The organism is Aquamicrobium defluvii, assembly GCF_004363725.1.
GTDB classification, from domain to species: domain Bacteria; phylum Pseudomonadota; class Alphaproteobacteria; order Rhizobiales; family Rhizobiaceae; genus Mesorhizobium; species Mesorhizobium defluvii.
Map to the genome: position 1 here is coordinate 103,920 of NZ_SNZF01000013.1, position 21,228 is coordinate 125,147.

Consider the following 21,228-nt stretch of genomic DNA (forward strand, 5'->3'; position numbering starts at 1 on the left):
CAGCGTGCAAACTGGTCCGAACTCATGCTGCACGCCGATCCTTCGGCTTGCGCTTGTTCGCGCCCTGCTCATCCCATGTTGCCCATCGACAATTGCCGGGCTCGTAATTGCCGTCGTTATCGACGCGATCGAGCGTCGTTCCATCTGGCCGCTCGCCCATGTCGGCAAGAAAATTTTCGTAGTTTCGCCAGCGATCGCAAACAGTGATGCCGCGCGCACCATAGTATTCGTAATAGCCGTGCTTCGGGTTGGTGCATCGGTCGATCATACCGCGCCAGCTTGTGTGCGTCGGTGAACGCGAAAGCCCATGATGGAAGCTACCGAAAGATGCCGGACGACCGGCGAGGCAGCCACAACCTTTCACCTGACCATTACGCAGGTTCTTGCCGATGATCACCTTCTCGTTTCCGCAGTCGCAAAGGCATACCCAGCAACGCTTGTTGTCTCGCCGCTCGTCCGCCAGCTGCAGAACCACAAGATTGCCGAACCGCTTTCCGACCATGTCAATGGGAGCAACCATTATCGCCGCACCACCTCGATCTTGCGCCCGCGCCTGAAGATCGCGCCGAAGAGTTCTTCGGCCTTCGACCTTGTCGCGCTCGTGCGCTCGCCATCGCTGAGGATGCCGTCTCCGAAGTGGTGCTTCGTCATCGCCTCGTAGGCTGCGACCTTCGCGTCGGCTTCGCTGGGGAACAGCTGCGCGATGCCGTTGACCTCGACCGGGAACCAGCCGGCCTTGTGCATCTTCTTGAAGTGGCCTTCCCAGCCGTTGAAGACCTGGACGGCGCGGACGCGTGCTTCGTTCATCGCACTGCCTCCGACGTCAGATCATCGATACTTGGCTCGATAGAAGGCGCTTCCATCAGGTCGAATAGGCTTGGCACGTTCCGCTTCGCCTCTGCCTCCCGGCAGTAGTAGAGACCATCCTTGAACGACACCTCGTTGAGTTCCGAGGCCATCCCGTAGCGGCCCTTGGCGATCGCGCGGTAGGGAACCGTCATCAGCCCGCCGAACGGGTCGTAGACGACATCGCCGGGGTTGGAATATCGGTCGATCAGGCGATCGACGATGTCGAACTGGAGCGGGCAGATATGCTTTTCGACGTTCCGGCTGGACTGGCTGCCGTTCAATGTGAGCATGCGCACCACGTCCGACCATATCCATGGCGAGTGCGAGACCGGTGCCAGCGCCATGTATTCGGTCGGCAGACGGTCCTTCGATTGCAGGACCTCGCCAATCGCCACGACTTCCTCGTGATCGTAGACCGTGGCATCGCTGTAGGCGCGGAATGCCTTGGGAACGGAGCGCGGCGGTATCTGCGCCCATTCCTCGCGGGTCAGGAGCCGGTTGCCGCTTGAACGCCAATGTGCATGGGCATCGAGTTGCCAGCGCGCCAGGCTGTATTCTTCCCGATCCTTGGCAACGCGCTCGTCGGCATAGCCCTTCGTTCGGTCAGTCTGTGGTTTGTGGAAGAGCAGCACGTATTCAGGCGAGCCGACGCCCATCTTGCTGCCGTCCTTCAGCATCTCGGTGTAGCCGAGCCGGTAGTTGCCGTTGTTCTCGGTGACGACGTCGGTATCGACGGTGATCATGCCGCAATAGTCGAAGCCGTGTTTCAGGCCGTGGAAGATCGCCTCAGCATGGAATGGCGAGACGGTCGGCAGGCCTGCGCCGGTGACATTGCCGAACAGGATGCGATCCTTGACGTGGCAGGCGTAGATGCGACCGGGCTTCAGGATCCGGAAAAGCTCTGGCGTCAGGAAATCCATCTGCCGCCAGAAATGCTCGTTGTCGTCGGTATGGCCGAAGTCGTTGTAGCTGGCCGTGTACTCGTAGTGATTGCTGAAGGGGATCGATGTGACGATCAGCCCGACGCTGCCCGCCTCGGTGCGGATCGCCTCATCAACGCAATCATTGTGGGCGATGCAGAAATACTCGCCCTGCTCCACCGTGCGCTCGACGCCGATCGAGCGCTTCAGGACCGATTCCAGCGGCAGCTTGCCGAGACCGTATTTGCGGATGATCTCGGTCATCCGCTCCATCATCCGGTCGTGTTCGGCCCATTTCTCTTCGAGGATGCGTCGCGTGCCCCGCTCAGCTTCGGAATAGATGATGTCGATCCGGCATTCCCGCTTCTGCCCGAAGCGCACGACGCGGTAGATGGCCTGAATGAAGTCGTGGAATTTGGCGTCGATGCCGGCGAAGATTTCCCATGCGCAATGCTTCTGGAAATTCGAGCCCGCGCCCGACATTTCAGGTTTCGTAGCCAGATGCTGGAACTCGCCATTTTTGAAGCCGACAGCGTTCGCCTCGTTCTTCTCCAGATCCTGCGAACCGAAGATCGACCGGACACCCGGCACGGCGGCCTCGATGGCGCGCCGCTCGTCTTCGAGATGGTGCCAAAGAACGCAATGGTCGTCGGGGGCCTCGGCCAACAGTTCGACCATCTTGCCGATTCTAGCATCGAGGCTGATGCGCTTCTCGCGCGCGGCATGCACGACGCTGGCCCCAGGATCGTTGATCAGCAGCCCCTGCCCGTCCCGGTCCACGCCGGCCGCGCCATGATCGGTCGGCACCTCATGCCAGTTGACGGTCATCTTCGGCAGGACGTAGCCGTCATCGGGAAAGCCGAGATCGGCCGGTGATTGCAGGAACACCGCCCAGGAGTTCACCCACAGCCAGAACTCGTCTTCCTTGTGAGGATAGAGCGTGAGTTCGTTCGCCTTCTCGCTGTTGCGCTGGAAGAACCGTGTCAGCGCCTGCCCGGTGTCCATGACCTGCAGGAAGCCGGCATAGTGGATCAGTTCCTTGGTCCGGTTCGGCGACGGCGTGGCGGTGGCGACGAATTTGAAACGGACACCCTCGAAGAGAGGTAGGAACGTCTGGTACGTCTTGGTGCCATATCCGCGCAGGATGGCCGCCTCGTCGAGCGACGCCGCCACGAACTGGCGAGGATCGATCTTGCCGTCGCGCACGCTCTCGTAGTTGGCGATGTGGATCACATCGTCGTCGGTCACCTCGTCATCGCGGCGGACGAAGCGAAGCTCGATGGCGAACTCGCCGCGGAACCTCTCCCTCGCCTCATCGAAGAACTCATGCCGGACGCCAAGCGGAAGCACGATCAGACGGCGGCCACCCACATACTTGCCGATCAGGCGCATCAATTCTAGCTGGATCGATGTCTTGTGCAGGCCGAAGGCGGCGAAGATGCCGCGCCGCCCGCCTTGTAGCGCCCATTTCACGATGGCGCGGCAGTGGGGCGCTAGGTCGGGGTTGATGTCAGCGTCATCGACGTCGAAGCCGGTCGCCGGCGCGACCTTCATCTTGGCGCGGAGGAAGTCGAGATACGCGTGAGAAGTCATGCCGCAGCCTTCACCTTTTCGAGTGCGAAACCGCCCCACTGCTCAGCAGCAGCGGCCATCATTCCGGGAAAGGATCGGCTGCGAAGACGAGAGCGCTCAGGCCCCGGCGTCATGCGATGGACCTTGCTCCAACGTTTCCACTCATCGCTGCCGCGCTCCGGCTCGGTCAGCATATCGGTTGCGACCAAAGGTCGAAGCCCGCGCAGATACCAACCTGTCGCCTTGTATTCGGGGTGGCCGAACCAGAATGGCTGAACCATCTTCGGCCGGGGAAGATCGGCCGGCATCCGAGCCCGCGCTAGATCGTTCATTTCCGGGTTTTCAATGGCGACGCGCTCGATCGGCGCATTCCAGCATGCCGTGAAGATAGAGACGCCCTCCTCGAACTCTTCGCGCATGCTCTCCCATGTGCGGCCGTCTGGAAGACGTTTCGGCGGCGTCCAGTTGCCCGGCCCGCTCATCCACCTCCGGCCGGATCGGCAGAGACGTGTGCACGGCGGGTGCAAGACCGCGAGCAGATCCCATCCTTCGTTCAGGATGCCGTCGCGCACATCGCAGATGATGTGGCGGTTGCTGCCGTCCTCGGCCGGGAGAATGTCGCATGACCAGACGTCGTGGCCGAGATCAGAGAAGGCGCGACGCGCGACACCTGAGGTTTCGCAGGCGATTAGTACCCGCAACGGCAGATCAGTCCGCATATCTGTCACCTGTGTGCTGGAGGTTGCGCCAGTCCCGCGCGCCTTCGACGTCGCGCTGCGCATCGCGGTCGAGCGCATCGGCCATCCGAGCATGGGTTTGGCGAAGGAGATCAGCTTGAAAATCCGCCAAGCCGTCGATCATCGCGGCCCAGCTTGGGCCGATTTCTGCAAGAGGGCCGGTCATCGAACCGGCTCCATCGCCACGGCATCGAGCCGGTAGATTTCATTGAGCGCGGCAAGCTGGGTTCCCAGGCCGGGAATTGCCCTCGCCTCGGGATGGCCGGTGAGCACAAGGCCGCCATTCAGCAGGGCTTGCTCGACCGTGAAAGACTGCTCGACGGTCTCCTTACCGCCCGCATCATCGACGGCGACGACATCCCAGAGGTCTTCGCGCCCCTTGCGAACGACGCGGGTGACCGGACGGCCCACCATGCCGTACTGATAGATGATCGGAGATGTCGGTGCAGGCTCATGGTCAGGATCACCCGCACGCACCAGACGGACGCCCTCGCCTTCCAGAAGCCGGATCAGGTGATCAGCGCGGCGGCGGACATGCTCGCATTCGTCGGGGGCAAATCGGCTCCAGTCCTGCCAGAGCGGGCGGATAAGCCCCAGCCTCTCGCGACGCATCATTTCCGCGAGAATGTCGCGAATCGGCCGTTCGGTGCTCATCTTGCGCACCTCCAACGGCCCGGTTGCAACTCCGGAACAAATCCATCGGCAACGAACTGGTAGCCTTGGCCCCAGACGGTCTGGATGACGTCGAGACCTCCGGTGGCTTTCAGGATTTTTTGCCGAAGCTTGCAGACAAGGACGTCGATGATCTTTATTTCCGGCTCGTGCTCTCCGCCGTAGATCGCGTCCATGATCTGTTGCTTGGAGCGCGTCTCTCCCGGGCGGCGAACCAACTCAACTAGGATGGCGCTTTCTTTCGGAGAAATTCGGACACTGCGCCCATCGGCGGTGTTGATGCAGTTCGCGGTGGCAACGAACACGCCGCCCGGAAGCGCTACCCGGGTGTGATCGATGTAATCGCCTCGGCGGGCCAAGGCTTTCAGGCGCGCAACGACCTCGCGCTCATCCATAGTCGAAGGCTGCACGTCGTCGGCTCCGGCGAACAGGATATCGCCGCGAAACCTGGATGCTGTCTCAATGTCGGCAATTTCGGGGAGCGTCACCAAAAGGCGGTTGTGTACGTTCCCGAGGCGGATGCCGCGCACAATCTGGGCGGCCATGTCCGGCAAATGGCAATGCAGGATCCCGAGTGCGTCGGGATCGCGATAAAGCAGGCTGCTGAAATCCTGCACTGCATCGGCATACTGAAAACCGATGCCGATCCACGCATCGTTCAGTATGTCACGACGAAGCTTGTCGCCCGTGCCATAGAAGATCACCATCATGGTCGACCTCCCGTCGCCACGATGAAAAAGACGAACGCGCAGGCTGCGATGAGAATGCCGACGGCCAATGCGCCGGTGAGAGAATGCACGCCACGTGGTCGGGAAATGGATGGTCGAGGTTTCATGCCGCGACCCTCCCGCTGCCGAGCCGAAGCTGCTTGAACGCCTCGTGATGACGCTCCGGTATCTGGCTGCACTTCATCCAGGCACTGGCGATGCCGACGGCTTCGGCCGCATCACGCTGCGCCTTCTTTTCTCGGGGAAGCCGTATGCCCTGAAGCTCGGCGCGCTCGACGGCTGGAGCCTTCCAGTCATCGCCTGAAGGCTTGAAGCCTTTGCCGTAGTAGGCGGCACGCCACGTCTTCTGATGCACCATGCCCCACGGGATGCCGGCGAGGTCGCAAGCAGCAGAGGCCGAGGCCGCGAGGGCCGGCAACAGAAGCTGGTCGGCGTTGACGGTGTAAATCGTCTTCATCCGGCCCAGCTTCGGGTCGAAGACCTGCTTCGGATATGCCGCTACGTCGCGACGCGGCATCTCGATGGCCACGAAATCCGGGCGGGTCCGGAAGAACTCCTCGTTGAGGTAGATGGCGAGGTCGCCGGTCTTGGCCTCGGCAAACTCACCTTCGGCGCCGACGGCAAGGCAGCGCCACAGCGATGGCGGCAATGCGGTATCCATCCAGCACGCACCGGTGCTGGTCGCGATGTCCAATCCGAGGATCAACATTCCAGGCTCCTACAAGGTGCCGTCTCTCCGTGCTGTCACGCCTGATAGGAGGTGGCGTTCCCCCTGCACGGTCCGCCCCGTGCGGCCTACTCCCGGTTCATCGGATCGGCCGGCCTTGCCCGCCTCACCTCCCCGGTTTCGCTCTGGGATTCAGTGCTTCGCGGCCACAGCCGCATCTTCCTTGCCCCATGCATCCGCCGCGGCCTTCGCCGCCGGATCGGGACCCTTTTTCTTTTTCGGTTTGTCCGCAGCTTCGACGGCCGCCGCACCTAGAGGCAGGGTCGAGAAATCGTCACCCAACGCCTTGCGGATATCGACCGCGTAGGTCCGGTCCTCGTCGTCCTCGATGTCGGCCAGCATGTCCCGGGCCTTGGCCTCGAGCTCACGTGCCTTGGCGATGGCCTTCACGACGCTCTTCTTGACGCCCTGCGATTTCGCGTCTTCCAGAAGCTCCCGCTGCTTTTCGCGGATCGCCCGGCATGCCGCCATGAACTTGCCGCGTTCGCTGGCAACCTCGGCTTCCAGTTCCTCGAATTTATCGACGAAGGATGCTGCCTCATCGGCGGATGCGCGGTTCTTGCCCTCAAGGATACGAGCCATCACACTGCCCTTTCCTCGGTATGAACCGGCGCAAATCCACGCCTTTGTTTTGTTTGGGAGGTCAAACGAACGGGTTCGGAAACGGCTCTTTGGAGCGTCCATCCAAGCCCGCACACACGGTCTCTGATAAGGATGTAGTCGAGACCCTTCCGAGAGCAGTATTCTGCGAGCGGGACTTTCTCGCCGTCGCAATCAACCATCCTGTTTGATGATCTGTTTCGTGATTGCTCTACCGGCGCAGCCCATCGACAGTTGCCGGGCTCGTAGTTCCCCCGCCCATTCGGCCAGCGGTCAAGCGTGGTGCCCTCCGGTCGAGGCCCCATGTCCTCAAAGAAGGCTTCAAAGCTATGGAGCCAACGGTCACAAACCTTGATACCCTTCTCGACGTACTGCATTTTTCCAAGGCGACCGCGGCAGCGGCGGCGCATCTCGACCCAAGATCGATATTCTGGGGTATCCAGTCGGCCATGCCGAGCCTTGCTATTACCGAGCGGGCCGCCCGGTTCACCATGGCGACGGAGGCGAGCGTAATGGCCTGTGCAAAATCCTCGCGTAAGTGCCGGACGGTCACAGCCTTCGACGGAGCAGATCGCGCGCACCATCAATTACCCCGCGCCAATCTGGAGTGAACGTCACAATACGGACGACCGATCTCGCGATCAGCCCCGCACCAGAGAAGACCGGGACCATCAAGCCCATCGACAGGGAATTTGCAGCCAGATGATCCGTACGGAACAGGCTCAATGCCGGGGATAGGGTCGAACGCTGCCGCTCGGCTGATCCTCAGAACGGGATCGGCTTTCCGGCTCTCGGCCTTGTTGACGATGTTGGCGACATGGAGATGCTGCGAGGCATCGACCTTCCGCGCCTTGGCTCGGACCTTTCCGACGACACCGCCCCACGATCCTGTCGTCTCGCGGCTTTTCGTTGGCTTCGGCTCGGGCTTGGCAACCTTCTGCCTGCTCGTGAACTTCAGGCCCATTCGATGCGCTCGACCAGCTATCGAGTTACGGAAGCATCCCGTAAACTTCTTCGCGATCTCGGTTGCGCTGAAACCTTCCTCGACATACCGCCGCAGTAGTTCATCCCGAGCGCCCGGCTCCATCGTCTTCCAGTTTGGGAGGTCGCTCATTGGGCGCCTCCGCGTGGCGCAGTCGCCTTCGCATTCTCCAGTCGAGCAACCAAAGCTCGAATCTGATCTTCAAGATCGTCCAGATGGACATGGGGATTCACCGCCTTCTCGATTTCTGCATCATGCAACAGGCGCGCAGCGCTACGCTCGCACTGATCGATGAACGCCTCCCTTATGCGGCTGAATATTCCAGCGTCGACCGTCTTGGCACGGCCGCTGCGGATACGATCAAGCGTCCAGAACGGGACGCGATAACGGGATGCAACACGCTTCAGAGCGTCCTTCTGATCGCCCCAACCTCGTGTTTCCATCTCGACAAGACGCCGGACATAGCCCACCGCCATCTCAGCGCTACTCATGATTTTGCGCTCCAGATGCTGAAATTCTCTGCACATGGCACTCGAAACTCTCCGCTATCCCTGATCTCAGCGACGAGATCGAAAGGAAGAAGCGATGAGACGGAGGAAGAAAGGTGAGCCACGGACGCGAGACCGGATACGCGGCCCACCATCGCGCTTGGGAGGGTGCGCGAATTCATTGCTGACCGTCCTTTGCCGAGGACGGCGCAATTTCCGGAAAACGGGAGTACGCTTCGTCGATCGGTAGAATGACGATCACGAAGGGGAGATCATGGACAGTGCCAGCCGGCTCGCCACCATCGAGCACACGCTCGACCTGATTGACGCAATTTTCCGGCAGATGCTTCACGAGAGCGCTGACGCTGCCGATCTCGCCGCGACGATGGTCCTCGCGGCCAAGAAGGTTCTCACCGAGGCGCGAAATATCGAACCGAGAGACGGTCTTCCCTACGACCTCCAAGCTGAAACCGTTCGGGAAGCAGAGAAGCACGTCAGCCAGATCGTTGAACGTGCCTTGGCTGAACTGCGGAAGGTATGCCCGCACGCCTCGTGAGTTCGTGACGCGCTGGCCATCGAAAGATTGCTGAGCGGGGCGCGAAAGAATGCTCATGCCGCGTCTCCCGTCGTCGGGGCGGGCTCAAGGAATTCTGCGGCCGAAAGAGGAATCCCGTTCTCGCGAGCATACGATAGCAGTGCTGATGCATCGGCGTGCGGGATGACCCCGCCTGTGCCCCCGCGCTCCTTCGGATACATCCACCGATAGACGCGCGAGACGTGCTTGCCTGTGACTTCGGCAACTTTGTCGATGCCAATCTTGGCGATGACGGAACGGGCTGGATCGAGGTGCTTGTCGCTCATAATCACCATATTTGCGATTATCGCGATTTCAAGTCAAGCCATTTTCGCGATCTTCGCGATAGGATTTTTTGCGAGTTTCGCGATTATACCGACATGAGCGATCCGCAAGAGCAGCTAAAGCGCTGGTTTCACGACAAAACAGCCCCTCACGGGGTGAAGACAAAGCTGTCGGAAGCGACGGGATTCACCCCGACGCAGATCAGCCGCATGCGCAACGTCGAAACGGACGATCCGAAGAAGAGACAGGAAATTCCGATCGACATGATCGCGAAGGCGGCGAGGTTCTTCAATGAACTGCCGCCCGGTTTTGAGGGGATGGTCCAATGGCTCGATAGCCCGCGTCGAGATCTCGCAAACGGCGCTGAAATTCCTGTCATGGGATACCTCGGCGCAGGCGCGGAGGTCGAACCGGACTACGAGCAGGTTCCGCCGGAGGGTCTGGACCAGGTTCATATTCCATTCCCTGTTCCCGATGACATGATCGCCTTCACTGTCAGCGGGATTTCCATGATGCCGGTATTCAAGCCGGGAACGGTGATCGTCGTCTATCGCGAGCAGAAGAAACCTATCGAGGCGTTCTATGGCATGGAGGCAGCCGTTCGAACCTCCGACGGCCGACGCTTCATCAAGACGATAGCGCGCGGTTCACGACCGAATACGGTCACGCTGACATCGTGGAATGATCCGACGCCCATTGAAGATCAACGGCTCGAATGGATTGGTGAGATATTCGCTGTCCTCCCTCCCGCGGCGGTGAAAAAAATCGTTCGTCAGGGAGGCATCCAGGGCCAATTGGGCTTGAAGACGGCATAAGTTTTTATCACCAAGGGCATTGACGGCAGAGCGCGCGGGCTTTACCCGCGCGCGCTCTCACGCACCCACCCTCGCGCGGATTAGATAACCTTCAAACATAGAGCTCTACGTTAGACGTTGTAAGTGAATCGGTTGATGTAGAACTCAACCTTCAACGTTTATGTCGCGCGGCATGTTCGCCGTAGCTTGGCGCTACGGCTCATGCCGTCTTCAACGTCTCACGTAAAATTCAACGTCTCAGAATCAGCGTTTCTGCGCGCGCGAAGCGTCGCGGGCCAGATCGTTGTAAAATTAAATTTGCGGTTTTCGCGATTTTAGGATTGACGATTTTGCGTTAATCGCGATTATTGAGGGCAAAGGAGACATCCGATGCCCCACGAAGTTACCCGCGACGGCCTCATATCGGCCCTTACGCAGAAGCCAACCCTTCGCCCCCTTACCGAACCCCTGTTGCTCCGCGATGTTCTCGCGATGAAGCGCCAGCGCGGCGACAACGACATCGCCGGCTTCAAGGAAGTCTGCCGCGAGTTCGCCTACGGCCTCAACGGCACGATCTCGGGCGCCATCTGGGCGATGAACCAGTGGATCAAGGCGGCGGACGCAGGCCGGCAGCCGTGGGTTGGCAAGGTCACGCAGGATCGCCGCCGCGCTTTCGTCGCTGACTGTGAGGCGGTTCTCGCCGGCACGTTCGGCGTCGAGTTCACGGTGGAGGCTGCGTGATGGCGTCTCTGGACCGCATTGAGCAGCTTTCCTGCGACCGCACCATACTTCTCCTGCGCCTCAAAGACTTGACGCGTATTTGCGATGCGGTCCGCCTTTCGGCAGGCCTCGGCAAGCATCAGGTCGAGCGTTTGGAAGCCGCGAAGAAGCTGATCTCCGATCTTGAGGGGTCCGACTGATGCCCCGTTTCCTCGCCTTCCGTGCTCGCTGGGCCGGCACTGTACAGGACGTCTGCGCCGGTTGCGTCCTCGCCTTTCTGATCGCCGTTGCCGTTTTGGTGCTGCCATGAGCGTGCAGGTCATCCTCCCCGCAGACCGCGCCGCGTGGCTCGACGCTCGCAAGCAGGACGTGACCGCCTCGGTGGCCGGCGCGCTGCTCGGGATTCACCCGTATCAGACGCCCTACGGGCTGTGGGCCGAGAAATCCGGGCGGGTTGCCAGCGATGACACCGACAATCCTGTCCTGCGTCGCGGCCGTCTCCTTGAGCCGGTCGTGATCGAGATGCTGCGCGAGGATCGGCCGGACTGGACGGTCGAATACCGCCGCGACAACGCTTACTACCGGCACGTCGAGCATCGGATCGGCGCGACGCCTGATGCTTTCGCCACCCGGCCGGACATCTACGGCCGCGGCATCGTACAGGTCAAAACTGTTGCCGACGACAAGTTCCGACGGGAGTGGATCGACGCCGATACCGGCGAGGTCGTGTTGCCGCTGTGGATTGCCGTGCAGGCGATTGTCGAGGCGACCCTCACTGAATCGACCTGGGCCTGTGTCGCCGTCATGGTGATCGGCCGGGGCATCGACCTGCAGATTGTCGATGTCCCGCTCAACACCCGGGTTATGAACCGCCTTCGCCGCGAGGTCCGCGAGTTCTGGCGCATGGTCGAGGAATGCCGGGAGCCGTCCATCGACTGGAACCGAGACGGCGCGTCAATCGTCGATGTCTATCGCGACAGCATGCCCGATCGGAAGGACCTTACGCAGGTTATCGGTCTCGACGGCACGGTCTGCGCCTTTTGGGATGCGCGACAGGACTATAGCCACGCCAGCAAGATCATGGAGGCCACCCGGCCACGGATCCTGCACGCCCTCGGCGCTGCCGAAGCTGGCTTCACCAAGAATTGGAACATCACGGCGCGCACGTCAGTGCGGACTGGCCCGAACGGCCAGCCTGTGAAGTCGCGCTCGCTCCGCATCTCACCGAAGGAGAACCCCGATGCGCGTTTCTGATGCACCCTCCCTGCTTGGCCCCGACGATCCCGGTATCGGCCATAACAAGGCCCCGGTGTCCGAAATCTTCATGGAGGTCCACAAGGACCTCATCACCGAGGTCGAGGCTCTGGCAGCCCGCGCTAATGCGGCAAAGGACAGCCTAAGCGACGGCAAGGTTGCCAACGACAACGAGCGCGATACCTGGGTTTCCATCGGCCTTGCCTCGAAGAAGATCGCCAAGCAGGTTTGCGACCGCCGCGATGGCGTTACCGGCCCCATCCGCGACGAATTGAACGACTGGAACCGGCTGTTCGGCGTCAACGCCAATCCGCACCCCGAGAGCCTTCATGCCCGATGCCTGCGGATCAAGAATGCGGCCGAAAGCCTGGCCGGCGCGTATGCCGACGAACAGCGCCGCAAGGCGGCGGCAGAAGCAGCGGCCAAGGCCGAGGCTGCCCGTCAGGAGGCCCAGCGAAAGCTTGAGGAAGCCGCCGCCAGCGAGAGCGAGATCGTTGCCGACTTGGCCTTGCAGGAGGCTGAAAAGGCCGAGCATCGCGCCAAGCACCTCGAAGCGCAAGCCCTCGGCGCCGGCGCTGGCCCGGTGCGCACCGAAGCCGGCACGATCAGCGAGCGCAAGTCTTGGGACTTCCGCATCGTCGATGTCAGCAAGGTCGATCTGAACGGCCCGCTGCGCGCGCATATCGGCATCGACGTGATCGAGAAAGCCATCCGGGCGCACGTCCGCGCCAACCGCGACACCGTTCCGCTGACCGGCGTCGAAATTTTCCAAGGCACCAAAGCCCAGCTCCGCTGATCACCAGCGGCAACAGGAGACATTTGCGATGAACGCAGTGACGAAATCCGACGGCCCGCGCGAGATCGAGGTCGTTCGCGACCAGTTTGAGCGCATGGGCGACCAGTTCAAGGCCGTCCTTCCAGCCCATATCCCGGTCGAGCGGTTCGCCCGCGTCGTCATGACGGCGATCCAGAACAACCCGCAGCTTCTGCAGGCTCCGCGCAAAGAACTGTTCAACGCCTCAATGAAAGCGGCGCAGGATGGCTTGCTGCCCGACGGCCGTGAGGGAGCGCTTGTCCTTCGCAAATCGAAGAACGGCTTTTCGATCACTTGGCAGCCAATGATCGCAGGCGTGAGGAAGAAGGCGCGTAACAGCGGAGAGATTTCGACGTGGGACGCCCATGTCGTTTTCGAAAACGACTTCTTCCAGTTCCAGTTGGGCGACGCGCCTCAGATCAACCATACCTATGACCTGAAAGCCCCGCGTGGCGAGCCGGTCGGCGCTTATTCCGTCTGCGTGCTCAAAGACGGGACCAAATCCTACGAGGTCATGTCCGCCGACGAGATCAACGCGATTCGTGATCGTTCGGATGGCTGGAAGGCTTTCAAGGCCGGTTACATCAAGTCGACACCGTGGTCGACGGATTGGGGCGAGATGGCGCGTAAGACCGTCGCCAAGCGCCATTCGAAGGTACTCCCCATGTCCACGGATCTCGATGACCTGATCCGCCGCGACGACGAGCTCTACGACATGAAGGGCGCGAAGGAAGAGGCGCAGGAGCGCCGCCCGCGCTCGCTTGCTGACCGTCTGGACCAGATCGCAGACGACGATCCAATCGATGCTGACCCAGATACCGGAGAGGTCATCGACCGCGACCAGAACTCGGAGCCGAATTCCCCCTCCGGCTCCGAAGGCGGCAAAGCCTCCCCTCAAGGCAAGGCCGCCAGCAAGCCGTCATCCGATCCTGCCCCCCGGTCGGATGACGGCGACCCTATCGCAAACGCTCGCCGGCGTGGTGCCGAGGCCCGCGACAAAGGCATGAGCCGCAAGGCTGTGCCGGCCGAGTTCCGTAAGGACGAGCGCCTTATGGCGGCGTTCCTCGATGGTTTCGACACTGGCGTTGCGGAAGACCGCGAGCCAGGCGCCGATGAGGAGGAATAGGCCATGGCTTGGTTCTCCCCCCTCGTCGGCCAGCGCGTCGACTTGTCGCCCGAGGAAATCCAGCCGGACGACTTCCCGGCGTCTCTCCTCGACCGTGGCCGCGCATCGGTCGAGAACATGCTCGAACGCTTCCGCGCTGATGAGCGAGCCTTGGTGGCTGACATCGAGGACAAGACCGAGCAGCTTCGCCAGACGCGGATTGCCATTCAGGCATTTGAGGCTGCCGACCATATCCTTGTCGCTGGTGACCCGGATTTTGCGGAGATCGAGCCCGTTCCCGAACTCGAAACGCCGAAAATCGTCATGAAACACAAGGCGATCCGGTCATGACGACCTTTCGCGTCCACTTCACAGACGGGGACGTGATCGACGTCCCTGCTCCCAGCCCGACTGCCGCACGCACGATTGCTCTCGAGAAAAAGGGCAGCGGCTTCATTTCCAAAATCAAGGTCCTGAAAGGAGCCTGAAAATGACGAAATACGCAATCATGGACACAGAAGGCACGGGCCTGTTCGCTTTCAAAGATAAGGAGACGGGTCAATCGATCCCCGCCGACGCGCCGGGTCAACCCCGCCTCGCGTCCCTGTCGATGATCCTTCTCGACGACGATCTGACCGAAGTCGACGAGGTTCAGCTTTACGTCAAACCTGATGGCTGGAGCATGCCGCAGGGCGAAGGATCGGCTGGCGCCGTGAACGGGCTCACCGACGAGTTCCTTGAAGCCAACGGAACGCCGATCAATGTTGTTCTGGACCGCTATGTGCAGGCGCTCGACGAGGGCCATGTCATGGTGGCTTACAATGCCCAGCACGACATGAAGCAGATGCGCGCGGAACTCCGCCGCGCTGGTCTCGATGATCGCTTCCACGACACTCCGAACATCTGCGTGATGCGCGCCGCGATGGCACTGGGCGTCAAGAAAGCCGGCGGCGGCCGTGGCTTCCCGAAGCTCACCGACTGCGCCGCCCATCTCGGTCTGGTCATCGACGACGCGCATTCAGCCAAAGGCGACACGCGCGCCACGCTGGCCTTGTTCCGCCACCTGCACGCCGTCGGCGCGCTGCCGGAAGCCCGCGTTCACCTCGCCAAGGTTCCGCCGTCTGCTCCGGCCGTGATCGAACCCCTGCCCGAAGCTGCTTTGCCGGAGAGCTTCTGATGGACAGCCAGACCGAACAGGTAGCCGTCGAAGCCGCGCCAGATTTCGAATGGGCAATCGTCGAGATCATGGGCCACCGCAAGCATGCCGGCCGTGTCCGTGAGGAAGAGCGATTCGGTGCAAAGATGCTTCGCGTCGACGTGCCGAAAATTGAGATGATCGAGACGATGGATGAGGCGCATCCTCATCCGCTTCCGCGCGTCACCGGCTGGACAACCCACTGGTACGGCGGCCCGTCGATCTTCTCTTTCACGCTGACCGACGAAGAATCGGTCATGCGGATCAACCGCCCGTACTACTCGCCGCAGCGCTACATCGCGCCGCCGCACGATCCAGACTTCGATGAGGTCGAGTTCGATGGGGGCGACGAGTGATGAAACCGAAGATGGCACAGCAAATCTCGTTTTACCTCTGCGACCACTGCGCTGCAGTGCACATCGCCTTTCATCGCAACGGCAAGATATTTGCCGAGGCCATTCCAGACGATATCGCCGCGGTCGCCGAAGACCTCGATCGTGCGATTGTCGAGAGCGTCGAGCGACGGCTGGGTCCATCGCCGGCGGCGCATTGAGGGAGGCGACCGTGGCTGATCCCTTCACCCTCATTCGCCTGATCGACTTCGAGACGACCGGCGCTCCTACCGAGGAAGAGCGCCACGCGGTTTGCGAAGTGGGCTTCTGCGATGTCGTGCAATCTGGCGGTCGCTGGACGGTTGGCGACGTCACTTCGATGCTCGTCAACCCTCGCAGGCCGGTCGATATCGAGGCTCGCGCCGTCCACCATATCACCGATGTGGAACTTGAAGCCGCGCCAGACGTGACTATCGGTTTCCGCGCTCTCATGGAAGGCATGGACCCGTCCTGCATGGCGTTTGCCGCGCACAATGCAGATTTCGAGCGCCAGTTCTTCGGTGGCGGCGATATGGCATGGATTTGCACGCTAAAGGCAGCCTACAGGATTTTCCCGGACGCTCCCCGCCACAGCAATCAGGTCCTCCGTTACTTCCTGGGCATCGACCTTGATGAAGCCTTGGCGATGCCGCCGCACCGCGCCGGACCTGACGCCTACGTGACCGCGCACCTGCTGGTCCGCATCCTCGAAACCGGGATCGACCCGGCCGAACTGGTCCGCTGGTCGAACGGCCCGGCGCTGCTTCCGAAGGTGAACTTCGGCAAGCACAAGGGCTGCCGCTGGAAAGATGTTCCGACCGACTACCTCGAATGGATCGCCTTCAAGTCGGACATGGATCGCGACGTCAAGGCCAACGCCAAGCACTGGCTGAAACAGAGAGGTGTCCGGGCATGAAAGTCTTCGTCGTGATGGGGAATGATTTTCCGGCTGCCGTCTTCACCACCGAACAGGCTGCGCAACTCTGCTGCGAGGAGGAAAGCGCCAAGAACGAGAAGCGCAAGAGGGACGGTTACGGCGCAATCTATTGGCGCGTCTATTCGTTCGACCTTCAGGGCGAACTGGGCGAGGACGTGAAGTTCTCCGCGGTCGCTGCTTTGCGGGAGGCGCGGTGATGTGCAGGCGCTGCGAAACCCGATACCGCCGCATGCAGAAGATTGTCAGCCTTCTGCAAAAGGGTCTGGTCACCGCCGACGAGATCGCCGGAAAGGTCGGCGTTTCGTCGCGCACCGTCTACCGCTACGTCGAAGACCTCCGCCGCGAGGGCCTGCCTATCGATGGCGAGGCCGGCGTGGGCTACCTGATGCGACCAAGGCGGGAGGCCCGCCATGTCGACTGAAACCCGCACATGGTCGCCACAACAGGCGGCGGCGCTGGATGCCGTCAACCGCTGGTACAACAGCGGCCTCGACCGCAAGCAGGTTTTCCGAGTGTTCGGCTACGCCGGCACCGGGAAAACCACCCTCGCCCGGCATTTCGCGGACGGTCTGAAGGGCTACGTGCTCTACATGGCCTATACCGGCAAGGCAGCGATGGTCATGCGCAAGAACGGCTGCCGGGGCGCGATGACGATCCACGCCACGATCTACAGCGTGGATTTCAACCCGGAGACCGGCGTCAAGAAATTCGTCCTGAAAGACGTGGACGAGCTCTCCGACGCCGCCCTGTTCGTGATCGACGAATGCTCCATGGTTGATGAGGAAATCGGCCGGGATATCCTGTCGTTCGGCGTTCCGGTTCTTGTGTTGGGCGATCCAGCCCAGCTTCCGCCGGTCAAGGGTGGCGGTTTCTTCACCGAAGCCGATCCTGACGTCATGTTGACGGAAATCCATCGGCAGGCAGCAGAAAGCCCTATCGTACGCATGGCGACGACAATCCGCGAGGGCGGCCGGCTCGACTATGGCGTTTACGGCGACAGCGAGATCATCCGGCGCGGCGAGGTCAGCTCCGATCTGGTCATGGGCGCCGATCAGGTTCTTGTTGGGCTGAATCGCACCCGCGCGGCCTACAATACCCGGATGCGCCAGCTTCACGGCCGCAAGGGTCCGATGCCCGAGGTTGGCGATACCCTCGTTTGCCTCAAGAACGACCGGAACAAGGGCATTTTCAACGGCGGGCTGTGGTCTGTCACCGAATTGCTCAAGCGCCGACGCGGCCATCTCAACGATCATACCGTCCGCATGCACGTCACCTCACTCGACTTCGAATCGACCGAGCCCGTTGAGGTGCGTGTGCGCAGGGAGTTTTTCGAGGGCCGAGGCAACGAGGTTCCTTGGAAGGAACTCAACGGGCTCCAGCAGTTCGACTACGGCTATGCGCTGACCGTCCACAAGGCGCAGGGCAGCCAGTGGAATTCCGTCTGCCTCTTTGACGAATCATCTTCCTTTCAATCTGACCGCGCGCGCCACCTGTATACGGCGATCACACGAGCGGCCGAGAAAATCACGGTGGTGATGTGATGCAGCCGACAGCCTTCCCCCTCACGTGGCCGGCGACGATGCCGCGCACCAAGACGGCCGTGAAATCGCAGTTCCGGACATCTCTCAACGGCGCACTCAACAATGTCCGTGACAGTCTGTTCGCATTTTCCCGCGACAGCGGGAAGAAGATTGAAGGGCTTGTCATCTCCTCGAATGTGACGCTGGGCGAGCAGAAGCCAGCCGATCCGGGTGTCGCCGTCTGGTTCACATGGGATGGTCTATCCGTCTGCATTGCCGTCGATCGGTATCCGAAGGTCGAGGATAACCTGCAGGCGATCCACCACGTCATCGAGGCCCGCCGCACAGAGTTGCGCCACGGCGGCCTTCATATCGTCCGGGCGACATTCACAGGCTTCGCCGCGTTGCCCTCGCCTGACGCAAAGAAATCATGGCGCGAGGTTCTTCTGTTCGGCTCTGACATGCTCCGGCCCAACCGCGACATGGTCGAAAAACGCTATCGCGAGCTCGCGAAGGAACGCCACCCGGACGCCGGCGGCAGCGCCGAGGCGATGTCCGAACTGAACGCCGCCAAGGCCGAAGCTCTGAAGGAGATCGGATGATGGTCGCCTACTCTTTTAAAGCGGTGTTCGCCCCACGAATCCTTGACGGGTCGAAGCGACAGACCATCCGCGCGGATCGCCGCCGGCACGCCCGGCCGGGCGAGCAGTTACAGCTCTATACCGGCATGCGCACCAAGCATTGCAAGCTTATCGCGCGCACTATCTGCGTCGCTGTTCTGCCTATTGTCATCGACATGTCGGCCGGTCGACAGCCCGGCATAATGCTTGATGGCCGACCAATTGAGATCGGCCTCGATCAATTCGCTCGGCTCGACGGTTTCGAAGACTGGGGCGACATGGCCACCTTCTGGATGGACAATCATCCCGGCATCGAACGCTTTGAGGGCGTGCTGATCCAGTGGGGCGCGCTCGATGTCTGACCTCTTCGGCCCACGGCCGCAAACCCGGCGTCGCATAATGATGAAGGCTATCGATCACGGTCAGGCACCGGGGATGATGGAAGGCTGGCGCACGTCGAAGGGCGGGCACTTCGTTTGCCAGAAATGCGGCCACGATGCCGGGTGGCGGTTCGACATGCAGGACAGCGAAGTCAGGCGCGGCTTGCCCTGCCCGATTTGCAACGAGGTGCGGTCATGAAACCGACCCTCGTCCACCGCTACGCTTTCCCGACCCGCGAGGCTATAGAAACCCTGCTTGGCGATGCCGTCGGCGACTGCGAAGCATGGCACATCCGCGTCGATGGCGATGAGGTCGTCATTGACGTCGTCGCGCCGGTGCCGGGCATCGCGCCGACCATGGACGATTTGACGTCGCTCGCCTCAAACGAAGCGGCAAAAATTAACACGCAGGATCCGGAACCCGAACTGAAGGGCGGTGCCCTCGCCCGCCGTGCAGCAATCACCTGCAGCGAGCGCGGCTTCTGGACCTTCCTCGGTGTAACCAGTGCAGACGAGGCCAAGGCCGACGTCTGCCGGCGCTGTGGGATCACGACGCGGAAAATGCTTGACCATGACGAGCGCGCGGCTGCGATCTGGGACGACATCATCGGCAAATACCGATTGTGGCTGGAGGGTCACGACATTGAGCTTTGATGGAAAGAAACTGAAGCGACATCAAATGCAAATGTTGCTGGCCCTGAGCACGTGTATAGGGCCATGGGAAGCCGTCGCAAAGTCAAACCGAAACGCGCTCCAGGAACTCGCCGACATAGGATTGGCCTACCGATCCGCGATTTATCCTCACGGGTGGCTTATTACAGAAGCCGGCCGCGAAGTGGTGGAACGGCACGATGAATAGAGCTTCGTCAATCCGCTTCCCCATCCAGCCGCGCATGGTCGGCCCCGATAAGATCGCCAGACGCCTTGGCGTTACGTTGACCGCCTTCCGTGAGAAGCGTCACGAACTCGAACAGCAAGGGTTTCCCAAGCCCGACAGCGTTCTGGGGACATACTGTTTGGAAGCTGTGGACAAATGGATTGATCAACGCGCCGGATTGATCAGGGATGATGATCCGGTGTCCGCTCAGGTCGCGATGTTGCGATCTGTGCGGGAGCGGGCGTGGGCAAAGTGAAGGTCCGATATTACAGCGTTCGGAAGGGCCGCGGATACTGGCAGCCGACCCATGCCATGCGTGCGCTTGGATTTCGCCCTATGCCCTGTGGGCCGGATGGTCCCAGTGCATGGCGGCGGGCAGAGGAGTTGAACGCAGCTTGGGATGCCCGCTCCGATTTGAGAGAAACGCATAGTGCTATTCCTAAGCGCGACGCTTGGCCCGTTGGCTCCATTGGCGAAGCCTTCGACGTCTATCGCGGAACAAATGAGTGGGCGAAGAAAGCCCCTCGCACCCGTGAAGATTGGGAGCGGGCATGGAAGTACATCAAACCAATCTTTGGCCGTTTCCCGCCGACACTCGTTACAATGCCGACGATTTCCGAATGGCGTCAGGGCATAGAGGACGGCGTCAGCCTCCGCGAGGCGCATCGAGCTTTGAAGATCTGGCGCGCTCTCTGGAAGGTGATGGCGGCGCTGAAATACTGCGACCTCGAAAAGGATCCGTCCCTTGCGGTCGTAAATACGGAGCCGAAGGGGCGAAATCAAACGTGGACCGAGGGTGAAGCTGTCCGGCTGGTCAAGCGCGCTCTCCGGATGCGCTATTACGGCTTGGCGGCTGCGCTGGCCTGCATGTGGGACGGAGCTGTTGCCCCGGTAGATGTCCGCACGCTTACACTCGGCCAGAAGCGCGATGACGACAAAGGCACTTGGTTCGACATAGTGCGCGGAAAGACCGGGCGGGACGGCGTTTTAACCCTCTCCAAGCGGTCGGAAAAACTGTTGCGCTGGTACATGCAGACACAGTTTGGTGCCGCTGAGCCGATCAGCAACATGGAAATCTTTCGCACCAGACGCGGCGCAGCCTACCGCAAGAACTCTTTCGCAGAGGATTTCCGCGACGTTCGGTCTGTCGAGTTTCCCGGTGACACCCGCAAGATGCTCGACTTCCGTCGCTCGGGCTCAACCGAGGCCGTCGCCGGCGGTGTGGAAGGGACAGCCCTGTCCGCCAAGCTTGCCAACTCCCTTTCCGAATCGAAGAAGCTCGAACAGACCTATGTCCCCGTCAGGGTGGAAATGGTCAGGCGAGCAGACGAGGCGCGCCGCGCCGGCCGGAAGCTGATTCGACAAGGCAAGTAGCGTTCAAAGTTTCGCCTTTCGTTCCGGCCATTCTGCTCGGCTTGAAAAACTCTGAACTGTTCGGAAATGCAGCGTATCTCTTCGGCCTGTCACGCCGGAGGTCGCGGGTTCGAGCCCCGTCACTCGCGCCATT

The 21,228-nt window shown here is 61.2% G+C and carries 32 protein-coding genes; 20 read left to right on the forward strand and 12 right to left on the reverse strand.

The features are described 5' to 3' along the window. Window positions 1-22: 22 nt before the first annotated feature. The 12 genes from DES43_RS11815 to DES43_RS11870 all read right to left on the reverse strand — a co-directional run bounded on the left by DES43_RS11815 (window position 23) and on the right by DES43_RS11870 (window position 8,888). Window positions 23-520, reverse strand: coding sequence for a hypothetical protein (locus DES43_RS11815; RefSeq protein ID WP_133675366.1), 498 nt, complete (start codon window positions 518-520; stop codon window positions 23-25). Then, window positions 520-807 carry a hypothetical protein gene (locus DES43_RS11820; protein WP_133675368.1) on the reverse strand — a complete coding sequence of 96 codons (288 nt, stop codon included), beginning with the start codon at window positions 805-807 and terminating at the stop codon, window positions 520-522. The genes DES43_RS11815 and DES43_RS11820 overlap by 1 nt, the downstream gene beginning before the upstream one ends. Next, a complete protein-coding gene (locus tag DES43_RS11825) occupies window positions 804-3,362 on the reverse strand; it encodes a DNA methyltransferase (protein WP_133675370.1) in 2,559 nt (852 codons plus the stop codon). Before DES43_RS11825 ends, DES43_RS11820 begins: the two co-directional genes overlap by 4 nt. Further along, a complete protein-coding gene (locus DES43_RS11830) occupies window positions 3,359-4,060 on the reverse strand; it encodes a hypothetical protein (protein ID WP_133675372.1) in 702 nt (233 codons plus the stop codon). The genes DES43_RS11825 and DES43_RS11830 overlap by 4 nt, the downstream gene beginning before the upstream one ends. Then, window positions 4,050-4,244 carry a hypothetical protein gene (locus tag DES43_RS11835; protein ID WP_133675374.1) on the reverse strand — a complete coding sequence of 65 codons (195 nt, stop codon included), beginning with the start codon at window positions 4,242-4,244 and terminating at the stop codon, window positions 4,050-4,052. The genes DES43_RS11830 and DES43_RS11835 overlap by 11 nt, the downstream gene beginning before the upstream one ends. Next, window positions 4,241-4,732 carry a hypothetical protein gene (locus DES43_RS11840; protein ID WP_133675376.1) on the reverse strand — a complete coding sequence of 164 codons (492 nt, stop codon included), beginning with the start codon at window positions 4,730-4,732 and terminating at the stop codon, window positions 4,241-4,243. The genes DES43_RS11835 and DES43_RS11840 overlap by 4 nt, the downstream gene beginning before the upstream one ends. Continuing rightward, entirely contained in the window at window positions 4,729-5,460 is a 732-nt protein-coding gene (locus tag DES43_RS11845) for a winged helix-turn-helix transcriptional regulator (RefSeq protein WP_133675378.1), read from the reverse strand. Before DES43_RS11845 ends, DES43_RS11840 begins: the two co-directional genes overlap by 4 nt. 121 nt (window positions 5,461-5,581) lie before the next feature. Then, complete coding sequence (locus DES43_RS11850) at window positions 5,582-6,187, reverse strand: hypothetical protein (RefSeq protein WP_133675380.1); 606 nt, start codon at window positions 6,185-6,187, stop codon at window positions 5,582-5,584. A 150-nt stretch (window positions 6,188-6,337) separates the two neighbouring features. Beyond that, window positions 6,338-6,787 (reverse strand): hypothetical protein, encoded by a 450-nt coding sequence (locus DES43_RS11855; protein ID WP_133675382.1) that lies wholly within the window; start codon window positions 6,785-6,787, stop codon window positions 6,338-6,340. A 601-nt stretch (window positions 6,788-7,388) separates the two neighbouring features. Next, window positions 7,389-7,919 (reverse strand): GcrA family cell cycle regulator, encoded by a 531-nt coding sequence (locus DES43_RS11860; protein ID WP_133675384.1) that lies wholly within the window; start codon window positions 7,917-7,919, stop codon window positions 7,389-7,391. After that, a complete protein-coding gene (locus DES43_RS11865) occupies window positions 7,916-8,278 on the reverse strand; it encodes a hypothetical protein (RefSeq protein ID WP_133675386.1) in 363 nt (120 codons plus the stop codon). Before DES43_RS11865 ends, DES43_RS11860 begins: the two co-directional genes overlap by 4 nt. Window positions 8,279-8,453: 175 nt before the next feature. Beyond that, window positions 8,454-8,888, reverse strand: a complete 435-nt coding sequence (locus DES43_RS11870) for a hypothetical protein (protein WP_133675388.1) — start codon at window positions 8,886-8,888, stop codon at window positions 8,454-8,456. Between the two features lie 164 nt (window positions 8,889-9,052). Here DES43_RS11870 and DES43_RS11880 point away from each other — a divergent pair, with 164 nt between their 5' ends. The 20 genes from DES43_RS11880 to DES43_RS11970 all read left to right on the forward strand — a co-directional run bounded on the left by DES43_RS11880 (window position 9,053) and on the right by DES43_RS11970 (window position 21,095). Continuing rightward, window positions 9,053-9,949: a S24 family peptidase gene (locus DES43_RS11880; protein ID WP_166647741.1), complete on the forward strand. Its 897-nt coding sequence runs from the start codon at window positions 9,053-9,055 to the stop codon at window positions 9,947-9,949. Between the two features lie 369 nt (window positions 9,950-10,318). Then, entirely contained in the window at window positions 10,319-10,669 is a 351-nt protein-coding gene (locus DES43_RS11885) for a hypothetical protein (protein ID WP_133675394.1), read from the forward strand. Beyond that, entirely contained in the window at window positions 10,669-10,848 is a 180-nt protein-coding gene (locus DES43_RS11890; protein ID WP_133675396.1) for a hypothetical protein, read from the forward strand. The genes DES43_RS11885 and DES43_RS11890 overlap by 1 nt, the downstream gene beginning before the upstream one ends. A gap of 106 nt (window positions 10,849-10,954) precedes the next feature. Then, the gene (locus DES43_RS11895) at window positions 10,955-11,902 is read left to right on the forward strand and encodes a YqaJ viral recombinase family nuclease (protein WP_133675398.1); all 948 of its coding nucleotides are present in this window, start codon (window positions 10,955-10,957) and stop codon (window positions 11,900-11,902) included. Then, window positions 11,889-12,698: a hypothetical protein gene (locus tag DES43_RS11900; RefSeq protein ID WP_133675400.1), complete on the forward strand. Its 810-nt coding sequence runs from the start codon at window positions 11,889-11,891 to the stop codon at window positions 12,696-12,698. Before DES43_RS11895 ends, DES43_RS11900 begins: the two co-directional genes overlap by 14 nt. A 28-nt stretch (window positions 12,699-12,726) precedes the next feature. Beyond that, window positions 12,727-13,842, forward strand: coding sequence for a recombinase RecT (locus DES43_RS11905; protein ID WP_133675402.1), 1,116 nt, complete (start codon window positions 12,727-12,729; stop codon window positions 13,840-13,842). A gap of 3 nt (window positions 13,843-13,845) precedes the next feature. Further along, the gene (locus tag DES43_RS11910; RefSeq protein WP_133675404.1) at window positions 13,846-14,172 is read left to right on the forward strand and encodes a hypothetical protein; all 327 of its coding nucleotides are present in this window, start codon (window positions 13,846-13,848) and stop codon (window positions 14,170-14,172) included. Beyond that, window positions 14,169-14,309 (forward strand): hypothetical protein, encoded by a 141-nt coding sequence (locus tag DES43_RS22395; protein WP_166647742.1) that lies wholly within the window; start codon window positions 14,169-14,171, stop codon window positions 14,307-14,309. The genes DES43_RS11910 and DES43_RS22395 overlap by 4 nt, the downstream gene beginning before the upstream one ends. Before the next feature lie 2 nt (window positions 14,310-14,311). Next, complete coding sequence (locus DES43_RS11915; protein WP_133675406.1) at window positions 14,312-14,998, forward strand: 3'-5' exonuclease; 687 nt, start codon at window positions 14,312-14,314, stop codon at window positions 14,996-14,998. Next, window positions 14,998-15,372, forward strand: a complete 375-nt coding sequence (locus DES43_RS11920; protein WP_133675408.1) for a hypothetical protein — start codon at window positions 14,998-15,000, stop codon at window positions 15,370-15,372. The genes DES43_RS11915 and DES43_RS11920 overlap by 1 nt, the downstream gene beginning before the upstream one ends. Next, window positions 15,372-15,569: a hypothetical protein gene (locus DES43_RS22400; protein WP_166647743.1), complete on the forward strand. Its 198-nt coding sequence runs from the start codon at window positions 15,372-15,374 to the stop codon at window positions 15,567-15,569. The genes DES43_RS11920 and DES43_RS22400 overlap by 1 nt, the downstream gene beginning before the upstream one ends. 11 nt (window positions 15,570-15,580) lie before the next feature. After that, a complete protein-coding gene (locus DES43_RS11925) occupies window positions 15,581-16,303 on the forward strand; it encodes an exonuclease domain-containing protein (protein WP_166647744.1) in 723 nt (240 codons plus the stop codon). Continuing rightward, window positions 16,300-16,521, forward strand: coding sequence for a hypothetical protein (locus DES43_RS11930; RefSeq protein WP_133675412.1), 222 nt, complete (start codon window positions 16,300-16,302; stop codon window positions 16,519-16,521). The genes DES43_RS11925 and DES43_RS11930 overlap by 4 nt, the downstream gene beginning before the upstream one ends. Continuing rightward, window positions 16,521-16,745: a helix-turn-helix domain-containing protein gene (locus tag DES43_RS11935; RefSeq protein ID WP_245514568.1), complete on the forward strand. Its 225-nt coding sequence runs from the start codon at window positions 16,521-16,523 to the stop codon at window positions 16,743-16,745. The genes DES43_RS11930 and DES43_RS11935 overlap by 1 nt, the downstream gene beginning before the upstream one ends. Continuing rightward, complete coding sequence (locus DES43_RS11940) at window positions 16,735-17,865, forward strand: ATP-dependent DNA helicase (RefSeq protein ID WP_133675416.1); 1,131 nt, start codon at window positions 16,735-16,737, stop codon at window positions 17,863-17,865. Before DES43_RS11935 ends, DES43_RS11940 begins: the two co-directional genes overlap by 11 nt. Beyond that, entirely contained in the window at window positions 17,865-18,446 is a 582-nt protein-coding gene (locus tag DES43_RS11945) for a J domain-containing protein (protein ID WP_133675418.1), read from the forward strand. The genes DES43_RS11940 and DES43_RS11945 overlap by 1 nt, the downstream gene beginning before the upstream one ends. Next, the gene (locus DES43_RS11950) at window positions 18,443-18,826 is read left to right on the forward strand and encodes an ASCH domain-containing protein (RefSeq protein WP_245514569.1); all 384 of its coding nucleotides are present in this window, start codon (window positions 18,443-18,445) and stop codon (window positions 18,824-18,826) included. Before DES43_RS11945 ends, DES43_RS11950 begins: the two co-directional genes overlap by 4 nt. A gap of 213 nt (window positions 18,827-19,039) precedes the next feature. After that, entirely contained in the window at window positions 19,040-19,498 is a 459-nt protein-coding gene (locus DES43_RS11960) for a hypothetical protein (RefSeq protein WP_133675423.1), read from the forward strand. Between the two features lie 197 nt (window positions 19,499-19,695). Then, window positions 19,696-19,977, forward strand: a complete 282-nt coding sequence (locus tag DES43_RS11965) for a hypothetical protein (protein WP_133675425.1) — start codon at window positions 19,696-19,698, stop codon at window positions 19,975-19,977. Beyond that, a complete protein-coding gene (locus DES43_RS11970) occupies window positions 19,965-21,095 on the forward strand; it encodes a hypothetical protein (RefSeq protein ID WP_208110839.1) in 1,131 nt (376 codons plus the stop codon). The genes DES43_RS11965 and DES43_RS11970 overlap by 13 nt, the downstream gene beginning before the upstream one ends. Window positions 21,096-21,228 lie beyond the last annotated feature (133 nt).